This is a genomic window from Neosynechococcus sphagnicola sy1, assembly GCF_000775285.1.
GTDB lineage: Bacteria > Cyanobacteriota > Cyanobacteriia > Neosynechococcales > Neosynechococcaceae > Neosynechococcus > Neosynechococcus sphagnicola.
In genome coordinates, this window is sequence record NZ_JJML01000044.1 from 42,532 (window position 1) to 54,890 (window position 12,359).

Sequence of the window (12,359 nt, forward strand, 5' to 3'; positions counted from 1 at the left end):
CTGTCTTCTCCCAGGTAAAGCCACTGTTGGATGCCCCGTGCCCCGAGTTCCGGCAATAGCGTCGTTGGGTTTAAGTCGGCTTGCAGGGCTATGTGAAGCATCGCATCAGCAAAGAAGGCCACTGTTGATCCAAGTCCCATAAATCTGCAATCAGCGCGATCGCCCCTTGGGAGGGGAATGGGTTGGGTTTCCCAGCCTCCACCCGCCCCACAAAGGGCACTGCGGTGGCCTTTGCCCCCTGGTAATCCGCGATCGCATCGCCAATCATCAACAATTCTGATGGCTGAAGCTGCTGCTCATGTAAAATTCGCTGGAGAATCGCCTGTTTACTGGCAGGACTACCATAGACCCCTTGAAAAAACCCCTTCAGGTGCCGCTGGTGAACAATAGCCTGCAATTCTGCTTCCGGCGTCCCCGAGGCGATATATAGAGGATAATCCGGTGCCCGCGATCGCAGGAATTCCTCCGCCCCGGCTACAAAGGGACAGGCGAGAACAGCCTCATACACCTGTTGGGAAAATCTGACTCCCAGGTTAGCTAACGTTTCTTCCTCTAGGGGTTGTTGCAGATAATCCTGGTAGATGATCCGGAACTTTTCAAACCGCGAGATCCCGGCTTTTTCAAGATGTAACTGCACAATGGCCTCTAGCTGCTCAGGATAGTCCTGAAACAGTTGACGAAAGGCCTGGGTCTTAATCGCTGTAGACTCCAGAATCACACCGTCAAAGTCAAAGGCGATCGCTTTTAACATCGTCTCTCTCAAACCGCATTATAACCGTGCTGTTGCAGCCAATATTCCACTCCCGGAACTTGCCATTCATAGTCCACATCACACCCCCCCAGGACGGGATCGGAGCAATCCGCTGTCCCATCCACTTTTGGGGCAGCAGACCTGAGACAAGATCCTCTAGACAATGGGGGCGGACAATGGAAACCCCCATATCTGCGTACAAAACATCCCCCTGAGAGTCGCGATCGCAGCTCAAGGTTTGGGGGTCCCCGAAGATTTCAAAGGGGACAAACGGGTGCAGACAGCCATCGGGCATCAACTTCCGAGCCCGTAGGGGACTCCACATGTTGTAGCGAGAAACCGTTACGGCGGAGTCCAGGGTGGGATCGGCTCGCAGGATCTCAATCCCCTGATCAATCAGGGCCCCTGTGATCGTGGCAGCATTGGCAAACAGCAGCACCATGAATTCCAGAGACTGGGAAGCGAGGTGGAGGCGATCGCGAATCACCTGGTAGCCGTGGACAAAGGCATCTTCGCCGAGGGCCTGATCGGAACAGAGTTCTGGGGGCCGCTGAATAATGGTGGCACCATAGTCCCGACCCACCTGCATAATTGCCGGTGAATCCGTGGATACATAGAGGTGTTGGACAAACTGACTCCCTTGAGCGGCTAGCAGCGGATAGGCCATCAAGGGACGACCCAGAACAGGATAGAGGTTCTTGCCAGGGAAGCCTTTACTCCCCGCACGTCCCAGTAATAATGCTGCAACGGTCATTTCGTCGTTACGGTCTCGCGGGTGGATTGGGGTAATTGTACTAGCTTATCAGGACGAAATAACCCCATGAGAATATTTTTATAAGTGGATAAATCGTAGAGCATGTTAATCGGGGTGGCACACATCCAGTCGCAGTTGCATTGTTTATTGACAATCTCTTGCTGGTGGAATTGGTTCACTTTTTGCGATCGCTTCAATTGATAAAAGTCATAATTGAAGTCTTTAATGTTTCCCAAATTTGTCTTCTCTAAGACCTCACAGGGAGAAATGGAGCCATCGTCGTACAGCGTCACGAACTTCTGAGTCGCATAACAGGGACGAATAAATTCCTCACGGGTAATGATGCGGATGATATCGTTGTAAACTAGCCCCTGAAGGGTTCTGACAGCTCGACTCCAGATGCTTTGGCGGTGTTGCTGCCATTCCTGTTGTTCATTGCGCTGTAGTAGATCGATCCAGGGCCAGATGTGTTTTTTATTATCAGTGGTGATCAGAGCATGGACTTCACGAATCAGATAAAACATCTGTTGATCATATTTAAAATTACGCTGACAGTAATCAATGATTTCCTCAATGCGGTGGAGATTAAATTCAGCGTAACAAGTTGCAATTTGAATCCGTAGATTCTGATACTTATGTCGGATTTTAGACAACGCTTTTAAGGTTTCAGTCATTTTGGCAAAGCCATCTTTGATCTTGCGAGAATGATCGTGATCCTCGTACATCGAATCAATGCTGACTTGCACCGTCAAAAAGATCCCTGGACATTGATTTAAGATCGCCACGGTTGAGCGTAAAACTCGCTCCGTGAGAGCTGCATTGGAGGGAATAGTTACCCACTGGGTATGGGAATGCTGCCAAAAAGCATGCACTAGCTGCGGTAAATCTTCACGAATAAAGGGTTCACCGCCAGAAAGCGTCAGGTAGGGTAACCGGCCTAATTTTTGAGCAATCTGTGTAACTTCATCCAGGGTGAGTTCACTGGGTTTCCGTTCTTGCCAGTTGACGACATTTTCTAAATTGAAGCAAAAACTGCACCGGGCATTGCATTTAGAGGTCACAAAGTAGAACAGTTTAGAGATTCTGCCGGGTCGCCAGAAATGGAGAATTGAGCAGGCAATATTCCACAGGAGCCGCACCCGAAATAGGAGATAGCGCCCTAGACCAATGCTGCCACCTAATAACCAGCACCCTAAGCGCAGGGATAAGAGGGGACGAAAGAGCAGCTGCGACCAACGACTCGGGCGCTCTGAGGGGAGGAGTTGTTCTACGTAGCGACGCACAAAACCGAAGAACTCACGGGACAGCCAATAATGTCCCACCAGGGCCGCAAGGGTGAGGGGCAGAGCAACCTCAGCAGCAATGGGAAGGGTCAGCATCCCCACCCCCACCCCGCCTAGCAGCAGCGCAGATAATAATAAATTCCGACCGCCATAGGCCAGGAGGGTGATGCCGGATTCAGTTTGATCCGATAAGCCATTGAGCAGAATGGTTACCCGAGAAATTCCTCGATGCAGATGCCGTTTGAGATAGCCTTTGGTGTTACGTTCCTGATGAAAAACCTCTAGAGCATAGACAAATTTCAGGGGAATTGACTGTCGAAGTTCATGGCAGATCACGGTGTCTTCCCCACTCGCCATGCCTTTGAAGAAACTCAGCTCTTGTTGGGTTTTATTTTGCTTCCAGGCGGTGCGCAAAAATGCACAGTTGCCACCGGGCAGGGTTGCCTGATCTGGATTTTTTGAAAACACAAAATGGGCATATTCCTCCTCAATGATCATGAAGTGCCCCAGGGTTGATTGGGCGACGGGATGGGAATATTTCCCCCCAACCCCTCCGAGGGTTGGATCTCGTTGAAATTCTCCAACAATTTTTTCCAGCCAATCCTGGGGTGCCCGACAATCCGCATCGATGAAGGCAATGATGTCCCCCGTGGCCTTGGCAGCTCCGATGGCTCTGGCGGTGGCTGCGCCACCATTAGCAGCGCAATTAATCAGCTGAACATTGAAGGCGGCAATGACCGCGATCGCGTCATCGGTTGAGGCATCATTTACTACAATGATTTCCTGGGGAGCATAGGTCTGCTGCAGCAACGAATGCAGACAATTTCCAATGGTTTGGCTGGCGTTATAGCAAGGAATCACAACAGAAATAGTGTAATTCCGGTGATGCTGCTCTAGCGGAGATTCCATAAAATATGCATCAGGAGTTCTACTTTTAATTAAGCTAGAGTCAATACTTTGTCAAGTCAGGATACGGTTGTGATTCCCCTTTCGGTGATTACAGTGACCCATAATCATGGTGCCTACATTGGGCGCTGTTTAACGGCGTTGGTACCGGAAGTGACTGCGTTGGGAGGCGAAATTCTGGTGATAGATAATTGCTCTGAGGATGCCAGTGCCGCGATCGCCCGCCAATTTCCCACGGTACAATTGCACCTCAACCCAGAGCGGCGGGGTTTCTCTGCTAATAATAACTACGGCATGGCGCTGGCCCAAGGGCGCTACTTATTGTTATTGAACCCCGATACAGAAGTGCTGCCCGGTGCCCTGGGTGCCTTGATCCAGTTTATGGAAGAACATCCCGCTGTTGGATTGTGTGGGGCGCAGCTCCTGTTTCCGAATGGCACGATTCAACCCTCGCCACGACGGTTCCCGACCTTGGGAGCCGCGATCGCCCGCAGGAGCCCCTTGCGGCGGTTGCTCCGTCAGTCTGCCCTTAATCGTCGTCACTTGATGCAGGATCTCGATCATTCCCAACCTCAACCCGTTGACTGGTTGCTGGGTGCTTGTTTATTCATCCGTCAAGAAATTCTTCACAGTGTAGGTCCCCTGGATGAGGGCGTTTTTTCTCTACGTTGAAGATATTGATTGGGCCCAGCGCATCCATCGAGCCGGTTGGCAGGTTTACTATGTCCCTACCGCTCAAATCATCCACCACCACCTCGCCGTCAGCGATCGCCACCTCTGGAGTCGCTACACTTGGCTCCACCTGGGGAGCATGGTACGCTATGCCCGTAAGTATTGGTGCCCACTGATTCCAGGATTAGCCATTCGAGATTACAGTGCCACCCTTTGGCAAATCATGGGTCAGATCAAGCCCCCCCCCAATGCTTCAGTACTTTCCCCCCGGCCTTAGAGATTCTGAAGTGCTCACAGTTATGTTTTCAGAAATTTACCTTAGTGGGTTATTGAACCAGTGCCTGGGTCACTGGGTTGTTTGTTGGGAAATTCTCTAGGCGGCTAAACTCTCGGTGCTGAGGGGAACTATGGTGCCGCTGGCTGCCCAGCCCAATAACATGGGTTCGTGACGGTCAACGGCATGTCTCCATTGCAGAAGCAGTTGCGTTCTTCGTTGAGGGGGGGTTAGAGTCGCTGGCCGGTTTCCGGATCAAAGACCAGTAAGTGATGCCGATTCAAGGTCAAGGGCAAGCGATCGCCGGGACGGAGCCGCAACTGCGGATCAACCTGTACATTCACCACCGCACCGGGTAGGGTTGCCCGGATCAAGGTTTCCCGCCCAAGGGGTTCCACCACACTCACCATCACCGTCAGGTCAGCAGTTGCCGTCTCCGTCGCAACCTGGAGATGTTCCGGACGAATCCCCAAGTCATAGGGTTGTCCAGGGTTGAGGGGCAGGGGATCGCTGGGGAAAGCTACCAGATTGTCATTGACCTGAAACCCCTTCTCAGTATAAATAGCCGGAAGAATATTCATGGATGGACTGCCCAGAAACGTTGCTACCATGCGATTGGCCGGTTGGGCATAAATAGTTTGGGGATCGCCAATCTGTTGCATCCGCCCTCGGTCGAGAATGATCATTTGATCCGCCAGGGTCATCGCTTCTACTTGGTCGTGGGTGACGTAAAGGGTGGTGATGCCCAGTTTTTGGTGAAGTTGCTTCAACTCAGCACGGGTGTCATCCCGCAGTTGGGCATCCAGATTCGACAGGGGTTCATCCAGAAGAAACGCTTGGGGTTGCCGGGCGATCGCCCGTCCCAAGGCCACCCGCTGCTGCTGCCCCCCCGAGAGCTGGCGAGGCTTGCGCTCAAGGAGATGGGAGATATCTAAGGAACGAGCTACCCCTTCCACGCGATCGCGGATGGTTTTGGGGTCAGTCTGACGCATCCGCAAGCCAAAGGCCAGATTTTCGGCAACGGTCATGTGAGGGTAGAGGGCATAGTTTTGAAAAAACCATCGCTATATCTCGCTGTCTTGCAGGGATCTGATTCATCCGGGATTCCCCGATGTAGACATCCCCTGCTGTTGCTGATTCCAGCCCCGCAATGGTACGTAAAATGGTTGATTTACCACACCCAGATGGCCCCACCATCACCCAGAACTGTCCATCGGGTACTTCAAAGGTGATGCCATCAATGATACACACATTGCCATGACGGCATGTAATTTCGTCTAACTTAACCCGTGCCATGTAAGACTCATCTGCCAGGGCGAAACTTCTGACGTTCATCTTAAGCGATGTCGAGCCAGACTTCTTGCAGCCCTATGCCCATTTCTAGGAGTCGCAAGCAACGGGACTATGGGGCAGCATCGGCCAGACCACTAGCCTCCCGATCCAGACTTTTTTTCTCGCAACCTGTGTATGCAATTCCAAATCTCCCATGTGACAACCTATCGCTATCGCCAACCAATCCTGCTACAGCCCCATGTGATTCGCCTACGTCCCCGCTGCGACGGCATCCAATCCCTCCAATCCTTTTCGATGCAGATTCTGCCCCAACCAGGGGGTATCAGCCAGACCCTTGACTGGGAAAGCAATGCCACAGTCCAGGCATGGTTTCGAGAAGAACGTAGCGACCTCCTCCAGGTAGAAACCGTTGCCCAAGTCACCACCCATCGACTGAATCCCTTCGACTACTTGCTAGAACCTTGGGCGATCAAGCTGCCGATGGACTATCCGGTCTCTGCATGGGGCCATCTCCAACCCTACCTTGACAGTGCTGCCTCCCCATCAGTGCTCGATTCAACCTTGATCCGGATGGTCCAGGAGTTATTGCATACGGCGGCAGGAGATACCATCACCTTCCTCACCAATCTCAACCAGACCCTGTATCACGGTTGTCAGCAGGTCTACCGAGAAACGGGGGATCCCCTGCCACCGGTTCTGACTTGGGCACATAAGTCTGGGTCCTGTCGTGACCTAGCCGTATTATTTATGGCCCTCTGTCGGAGTGTGGGGTTAGCATCCCGCTTTGTTAGTGGTTACCAGGCGGGGGATTCCAACCAAGCTCAGCACCATCTCCATGCCTGGGCTGAAGTCTACTTACCGGGAGCAGGCTGGCGGGGCTATGATCCGACCCAAGGCTTAGCAGTGGCAGATGCCCATGTTGCCGTGGCAGTCAGTGCGTTACCCCGCCATGCAGCGCCGATGACGGGGAGTTATCGGGGGGGGTAGTGGTCAACCGGCCATGGACTATCAGCTATCAGTGCAAGCCATCTAAGGCAAACCGTCATCCATGATTCCTGTCCAATCCCCATGGGGAAGCCTATGATGGGGATAGACTGGAACAAACTGCCAACAGACTGTTCTTCTCAAGGCCTTTCACACATCTCTTGTCAGCAACTCTTAGTAAGCACCCTTTGCCCTTGCTGCCGTGCAAACTCAGAAGCCTCAAAAGATTGATTTAACCGCTGAATATCCCTGTCCCTGTGGGCGTCGGGGTCAAATTGCCCCCATTACCCTCACCGAGGCCTTTGGCTGTAACCGCTGCCAGCAGATTTTTGTGGTAGAAGAGAGTGGGTATGTGCTGGAACAACTTTCGACCAACTACCCCTATAAAAAGATCTGGCACTGGACGGGGTGCCATTGGCAGCGTGCTCATACTGGACTGAGAGAGCATTACCTGCCCGTGGTGCTAGCAATTGTCTTAGGGCCGCCTGTGGTCTGGTTGATGCTGGCTCTGCGCTCAGCGTCGGTGTCGAATATTATTCTGTGGACATTTGTGGCAGTGTTATTGATGTTATTACCAGCTTTTATGGTTTGGCTGGCTTATCGGCGTTAGTGCCATGATGTCTGATTCCTCCAGTTTCCCCCCCCACCTGTAACAGCGGTTCATCGGGCGGCCCAAGCCTCTCTAGTTCTGTCTGCAACCAAGGGGGTCGATCGCAGCCGTGCCCTTCTCGCCATGGCGCAAGCCCTGAAGCAATCTCAGAATGATATTCTCGAAGCCAATACCCTAGATCTAGAGGCTAGTCGCGAGATGGCGGTGCCAGATCTGATCTTGGAGTGGCTGAAGCTGACCCCGGAGCGGTTACAGACAGCGGTACAAATCTTACTGCGTCTTGCAGATCTCCCAGACCCGATTGGGCGGGTGCGGACTGCTACCTATCAGGTGGATGCCTGCCAGACTTATCGGCAACTCATGCCTCTGGGTGTGATTGCCTTGGTCTATGAAGCCTTGCCGGAGTTGGGGGCGATCGCCGCTGGGATGTGTATGAAAACAGCCAATAGTTTAATTTTACGCGGGGGCAGTGAGGCCAGCCAATCGAATCTGATGATTACCCAGGTTCTCCAGGGCGCGATCGCCGAGGTGGGACTTCCCGAAAGCTGCTTAGAACTCTTACCTACGGATCAGGGCGGTGCGATTCGCGATCTCGTGATTCAGGATCAATGGATCAACCTGATTATTCCCTACGGACGCCCTAGTTTGGTACAACAGGTGGTGCGACAGGCAACTGCCCCGGTGTTGAAGTCAGCCATGGGAAATTGCTATCTCTATTGGTCAACCTCGGGGAGCCTCGAAGCCGCAAGGGGGATTATTTTAGACAGCCATGGTTGGCCTGACCCCGTGAATGCGATCGAAAAAGTGCTGATTCATCGTCAGCAAAACCGCTCTTCCCTGCTCAGGCTTTGGACCAGCCTGAAGGAAAAAGGGTTTGCCATTCGCGCCGATCAGGAATTGGTGGCAGAATTCCCAGATGTAGCGGGGGCCAGTGACACTGAGTGGAGCCAGCCCTATCTCAACAAAACGATTAGCTTCAAAGTGGTGGATAGCCTGAAGGTGGCGATCGCTTGGATCAACCAGTTCAGTAGTGGTCACGCTGATTGCCTGGTAACGGAGTCTTACCAAGAAAGTCGCCAGTTTGCCCTGGAGGTGCATAGTGCCACTAACTATATCAATGCTTCTCCCCGGTTTTATCGCAACCCCAAAGGGGGAGAGGCGGTGTTCTTAGGGATATCGAACCAAAGAGGTCACCGCCGAGGTCTGATTGGCTTAGACAGTTTGACCACCAGCAAGCACATCACCCAGGGGAGTGGACAGTTCTAGTTTGAAACCGATATCCCAGCCCCGACAACTCGCATTCCTAGCCCTGCGGGCAGTTCATCGCGGAGCCTTTGCTGATGTTGCCCTGGATCGTGTCCTGCAATCAGGGACGTTAGCCGAACGCGACCGTCGCCTGGTCACTGAATTGGTGTATGGCAGTCTGCGACGACAACGCACCCTGGATGCCCTGATCGATCAGATTGCCACACGTCCGGCGGAGAAACAACCCGCCGATCTGCGACTACTGTTCCACCTCGGGTTGTATCAACTACGCTACCTCACCCAGATTCCTGCGGCGGCGGCGGTCAATACAACTGTAGAACTGGCGAAACAAAATCGTTTAGGGGGACTGGCGGGCTTGATTAATGGCTGTCTGCGCCAATATCTGCGGTTAACTGCAACCCAAACCGATCCCCTGGAGTTGCCCTCCTCTGCCCTACAACAGCTCGGCATTTTGCACAGCTACCCGGACTGGATCGTGGAGACCTGGCAAGCTCAGATTGGTTGGGCCGAAACCGCCCAGATCTGTGAGCAACTGAATCAACCTCCCTACCTCGATCTGCGGATTAACCCCCTCCGCACCACCCTAGAGGAAGTAGAAACTGCCCTGGCCACCGTCAACATTCAGACGTGCCGCCTCCCCCCCCGTCCCCCAGGCGTTACGCCTTCTGGGTCACTCAGGCAGTATCCAGCAGCTACCGGGGTTTGAGATAGGCTGGTGGGTCGTGCAAGATAGTAGTGCCCAATTCGTCAGCCATTTACTTGATCCGCAACCTGGCGCTGTCGTCATTGATGCCTGTGCTGCTCCGGGGGGGTAAAACCACCCATCTTGCAGAACTGATGGCAGATCAGGGCACCGTATGGGCCTGCGATCGCAACCCAGCACGCCTGAAAAAACCTAGAAGAGAACCGCCAACGCCTGGGGTTACAATCGATTCGCATCTGTACCGGAGATAGTCGTCAACTGACTCAGTTTCATCAACTAGGCGATCGGGTACTCTTAGATGCCCCCTGTTCCGGTCTAGGAACCCTCCATCGCCATGCCGATGCGCGTTGGCGACAAACCCCTGAAAGTGTTACTCAATTGGCTCAGTTACAGGGAGAACTCCTGGAGCAGGTAGCAGATTGGGTAAAGCCGGGGGGAATTTTGGTGTACGCAACCTGTACCTTGCATCCCCTTGAGAATGAACAAGTGATTACAAGCTTCTTGAGCCGTCATCCCAACTGGAAGGTGCAACCACCCCCAAATAACATTCCAGCGATCTCAGTGCCTAGTCCCGAGGGTTGGATAAAAGTTTGGCCTCATCGCCAGCAAATGGATGGCTTTTTCATGGTGAGGCTACATCAAAGCTAGCAGCCAACTCTGCGATTAGGCTTTAGGTTCGTTGGGAGGAGAGGATTCCGTTGTCACCTTTGGGACAAAAACAGGACGATCCTTATCCTCCCAACCCGCAGGCCGCTTCGAGTTGAACCAGGCAATTGAGCCAAAGGTGATCGCCGCAATAAATCCAACGACATAGACGAGGGTAAACGAAAGCGGGAAATGAGCGGTTCGGGAAGCAATTTCAAGGAGAAGCATCATCGTTAACTCCGGTGGATGATAATTTGAGCTTTCTTGAATATATCGTTCTGTTGGCGTTGCTGAATACAGGGATGAATAGTTAGGAGCGTTGAGGGACAGGTACATCACCAAAGTTTAGGTAATGAATTAACAGTCGGATAGAATGACCCAGCATTTCTACGGACTTTGAATAACACAAGGTTTTACGATGCAGATGCGCTAAGTAATGACGTAATCGGGTATTTTCGCCTTCCACTCGGGTCATGTAAGTCTTGCTAACAATCTGGGCGCCCTCTGGAATAAACCCTGGATAGACCGACCAGCCTAATGCCTTCGGCAACGCTACGCGAACAGTGACGTAGAAATAGCACTTCCAGGTGGCCACGATCGCCCACAGGAGCTTGAAGGTTTCTGCACTGTGGTCGCCGCTCAACACCCAGCCTAAGATACCTTTGCAAAAGTGGTCTACCGCCGTCCACAACCAAATCTTGTTTTTTTGAGCCCACAAAGGTTTCCAGTTTATCCAGTTCGCCAACCTGGGAAATTTGGTATGGGTCATAGGCATCTGGGAGGTGTTTGCCGACCGCTTTGACCCAGCTAATCACAGTTGTGTGATGCACTCCTTTGATCCGTTCAATACCCCGAAACCCCATGCCGTTGGCGTACATTTGGAGGCATTCTCGCTTGAACTCATCGGGATATCCAAGATGCAGTTGATAATCCTCAATGAACTGCCGTTGGCAATCGGCACAAATGTGATTTTGTTTGCCTCTTCGATGTCCATTCTTACGGATGTTAGTCGATCCACACTCCGGGCATTGCATAGGACGTTCACCCAATATCATCCTTTAATTATGCAACGCCTCATCGTTTCAGTCCCGTGACCGGGATTCAGTGAACTGCGAGCAGGAAGTCTTGCAGCGAATGCCTGATAGACTGCCACCAGAGCTAGGGCAGCAGGTGGAAGAAGACATTCGCAACAAGAACAGCCCGGAAACCTTGCTTCGAGAGCTAGCGAAGCTCGGGGTTAAGCACGCTCCGGAAAATGTCGTGCGGATCGCTAGAAAACGAAGCGGCGGCATTGTGTTTTTGGAGACTGGCGATTAAAGTCGTGGACTGCAACATATTCTAAACAGACATGGCCCAGACTTTGCGGCTCAAGGGATTTTGGAGACTGACATTCCTGATCTGGTTTTTAATGCTGCAACGTTGGGGGAAGTTATCTTAAAGCAGGGCAACCGGAATGTCTATCGGATCTTTTTTAATGGTCAGATTCGTTATGTCGCAGTGGACGTAGGCGATAATGGATTTATCGTTGGCGCTAATCCCGTTGGTAGAAAGACTTTCCAAAGACTCCAGAGGAGAGCTGAGCGAGATGCCTAAAAAACTTAGATTAGTCGCAGACTACAACTGCGACCCTTTGTGGGACGAAGAAGGTGAGATGCGTGAGCCGTCAGAGTTTCCGCTGAGTCAGGAAACCATTGATGGGTTGAATCAATGGCAGACTGCCTATGATGCCATTCTCAATCTACAAGATCCTTACGCCATCGCTTTTCCAAGTCCTGAAGCAGAAGCTGCTTGGGAGCAGGAAGGATTAGCACTGGCAAAGCAGTTGCAAGAAGAGCTGGGAGAGGAATACGAAATCCATTACAACAACCAGCCAGTCAAAACTCTAGTGCAGGTCTAGACTGTGGCAGAATTTTGTTGTTTCAGTCCCGTGACCGGGATTAAGTGAAGTGCGAGTTAAGACCTTTTTCTTTTCGGTTGGGGTATTAGGATGTTTCAGTCCCGTGACCGGGATTCAGTGAGCTGCGAGTTTTTAGCAATGAGGGCAAGATTCATGAATTGAATAGTTTCAGTCCCGTGACCGGGATTAAGTGAAGTGCGAGGGGTGTTTTTTTCTGTGTTAAAGTGTTTTCAGATCGCACTTGGAGTTTCAGTCCCGTGACCGGGATTAAGTGAAGTGCGAGGACTATAGAATTTAGAGAATCAAGCACCTTATTCTGAG

At 52.1% G+C, this 12,359-nt stretch carries 14 protein-coding genes and 2 pseudogenes; 10 read left to right on the forward strand and 6 right to left on the reverse strand.

The genetic code is table 11. From position 1 onward, the window contains the following. Window positions 1–88: 88 nt before the first annotated feature. From DO97_RS16265 to DO97_RS16275, 3 genes are read right to left on the reverse strand one after another with little or no spacing between them, the layout of a single operon-like run. Window positions 89–751 carry an HAD family hydrolase gene (locus DO97_RS16265; RefSeq protein ID WP_052128857.1) on the reverse strand — a complete coding sequence of 221 codons (663 nt, stop codon included), beginning with the start codon at window positions 749–751 and terminating at the stop codon, window positions 89–91. Continuing rightward, window positions 729–1,505, reverse strand: a complete 777-nt coding sequence (locus DO97_RS21380; protein WP_204368688.1) for an acylneuraminate cytidylyltransferase family protein — start codon at window positions 1,503–1,505, stop codon at window positions 729–731. The genes DO97_RS16265 and DO97_RS21380 overlap by 23 nt, the downstream gene beginning before the upstream one ends. Next, the gene (locus DO97_RS16275) at window positions 1,502–3,697 is read right to left on the reverse strand and encodes a glycosyltransferase (protein WP_036535402.1); all 2,196 of its coding nucleotides are present in this window, start codon (window positions 3,695–3,697) and stop codon (window positions 1,502–1,504) included. Before DO97_RS16275 ends, DO97_RS21380 begins: the two co-directional genes overlap by 4 nt. Window positions 3,698–3,745: 48 nt before the next feature. Here DO97_RS16275 and DO97_RS25405 point away from each other — a divergent pair, with 48 nt between their 5' ends. Together DO97_RS25405 and DO97_RS25410 are read left to right on the forward strand one after the other, a co-directional pair. Further along, the gene (locus DO97_RS25405) at window positions 3,746–4,366 is read left to right on the forward strand and encodes a glycosyltransferase (RefSeq protein WP_204368689.1); all 621 of its coding nucleotides are present in this window, start codon (window positions 3,746–3,748) and stop codon (window positions 4,364–4,366) included. Further along, window positions 4,341–4,643: a glycosyltransferase family 2 protein gene (locus tag DO97_RS25410; RefSeq protein ID WP_204368691.1), complete on the forward strand. Its 303-nt coding sequence runs from the start codon at window positions 4,341–4,343 to the stop codon at window positions 4,641–4,643. The genes DO97_RS25405 and DO97_RS25410 overlap by 26 nt, the downstream gene beginning before the upstream one ends. Before the next feature lie 227 nt (window positions 4,644–4,870). On the opposite strand, the pseudogene DO97_RS16285 reads toward DO97_RS25410, so the two are convergent. Beyond that, window positions 4,871–5,936: pseudogene (locus tag DO97_RS16285) on the reverse strand (ABC transporter ATP-binding protein). Between the two features lie 171 nt (window positions 5,937–6,107). Here DO97_RS16285 and DO97_RS16290 point away from each other — a divergent pair. The 6 genes and pseudogenes from DO97_RS16290 (at window position 6,108) to DO97_RS29690 (ending at window position 10,144) form a co-directional block, all read left to right on the forward strand. After that, window positions 6,108–6,920, forward strand: coding sequence for a transglutaminase family protein (locus DO97_RS16290; protein ID WP_052128858.1), 813 nt, complete (start codon window positions 6,108–6,110; stop codon window positions 6,918–6,920). Window positions 6,921–7,119: 199 nt separating this feature from the next. Next, window positions 7,120–7,527, forward strand: a complete 408-nt coding sequence (locus tag DO97_RS16295; RefSeq protein WP_036535404.1) for a hypothetical protein — start codon at window positions 7,120–7,122, stop codon at window positions 7,525–7,527. Between the two features lie 54 nt (window positions 7,528–7,581). Continuing rightward, a pseudogene (locus DO97_RS16300) lies at window positions 7,582–8,793 on the forward strand (glutamate-5-semialdehyde dehydrogenase); the annotation flags it as partial. Window position 8,794: 1 nt separating this feature from the next. After that, window positions 8,795–9,499, forward strand: a complete 705-nt coding sequence (locus DO97_RS29680) for a transcription antitermination factor NusB (protein ID WP_338038766.1) — start codon at window positions 8,795–8,797, stop codon at window positions 9,497–9,499. A gap of 29 nt (window positions 9,500–9,528) precedes the next feature. Beyond that, window positions 9,529–9,747, forward strand: a complete 219-nt coding sequence (locus DO97_RS29685) for a hypothetical protein (protein WP_338038767.1) — start codon at window positions 9,529–9,531, stop codon at window positions 9,745–9,747. Next, window positions 9,731–10,144, forward strand: a complete 414-nt coding sequence (locus DO97_RS29690) for a hypothetical protein (protein ID WP_338038769.1) — start codon at window positions 9,731–9,733, stop codon at window positions 10,142–10,144. Before DO97_RS29685 ends, DO97_RS29690 begins: the two co-directional genes overlap by 17 nt. Window positions 10,145–10,159: 15 nt before the next feature. Here DO97_RS29690 and psb35 read toward each other — a convergent pair whose 3' ends face one another. Together psb35 and DO97_RS16315 are read right to left on the reverse strand one after the other, a co-directional pair. Continuing rightward, entirely contained in the window at window positions 10,160–10,372 is a 213-nt protein-coding gene (gene psb35, locus DO97_RS16310) for a photosystem II assembly protein Psb35 (protein WP_036535407.1), read from the reverse strand. A 79-nt stretch (window positions 10,373–10,451) separates the two neighbouring features. Further along, a protein-coding gene (locus tag DO97_RS16315) for an IS1 family transposase (protein ID WP_156120624.1) occupies window positions 10,452–11,175 on the reverse strand; the annotation gives its coding sequence in 2 pieces (ribosomal slippage) (window positions 10,452–10,851 and window positions 10,850–11,175; 726 coding nt in all). 100 nt (window positions 11,176–11,275) lie between these two features. Between DO97_RS16315 and DO97_RS21385 the strand changes: the two genes are divergently transcribed. Beyond that, window positions 11,276–11,458 (forward strand): hypothetical protein, encoded by a 183-nt coding sequence (locus DO97_RS21385; RefSeq protein ID WP_052128860.1) that lies wholly within the window; start codon window positions 11,276–11,278, stop codon window positions 11,456–11,458. Between the two features lie 268 nt (window positions 11,459–11,726). After that, a complete protein-coding gene (locus DO97_RS16325) occupies window positions 11,727–12,038 on the forward strand; it encodes a hypothetical protein (RefSeq protein ID WP_036535410.1) in 312 nt (103 codons plus the stop codon). Window positions 12,039–12,359: the final 321 nt, after the last annotated feature.

What these genes read in the sequence shown, in the direction of transcription:
- DO97_RS16290 (WP_052128858.1), top strand. Translation starts at nt 6,108, where the DNA reads ATGCAATTCCAAATCTCCCATGTGACAACCTATCGCTATCGCCAACCA.
- DO97_RS21385 (WP_052128860.1), top strand. Translation starts at nt 11,276, where the DNA reads ATGCCTGATAGACTGCCACCAGAGCTAGGGCAGCAGGTGGAAGAAGAC.
- DO97_RS21380 (WP_204368688.1), bottom strand. Translation starts at nt 1,505, where the DNA reads ATGACCGTTGCAGCATTATTACTGGGACGTGCGGGGAGTAAAGGCTTC.
- DO97_RS16325 (WP_036535410.1), top strand. Translation starts at nt 11,727, where the DNA reads ATGCCTAAAAAACTTAGATTAGTCGCAGACTACAACTGCGACCCTTTG.
- DO97_RS16265 (WP_052128857.1), bottom strand. Translation starts at nt 751, where the DNA reads ATGTTAAAAGCGATCGCCTTTGACTTTGACGGTGTGATTCTGGAGTCT.
- DO97_RS16275 (WP_036535402.1), bottom strand. Translation starts at nt 3,697, where the DNA reads ATGGAATCTCCGCTAGAGCAGCATCACCGGAATTACACTATTTCTGTT.
- DO97_RS25410 (WP_204368691.1), top strand. Translation starts at nt 4,341, where the DNA reads ATGAGGGCGTTTTTTCTCTACGTTGAAGATATTGATTGGGCCCAGCGC.
- psb35 (WP_036535407.1), bottom strand. Translation starts at nt 10,372, where the DNA reads ATGATGCTTCTCCTTGAAATTGCTTCCCGAACCGCTCATTTCCCGCTT.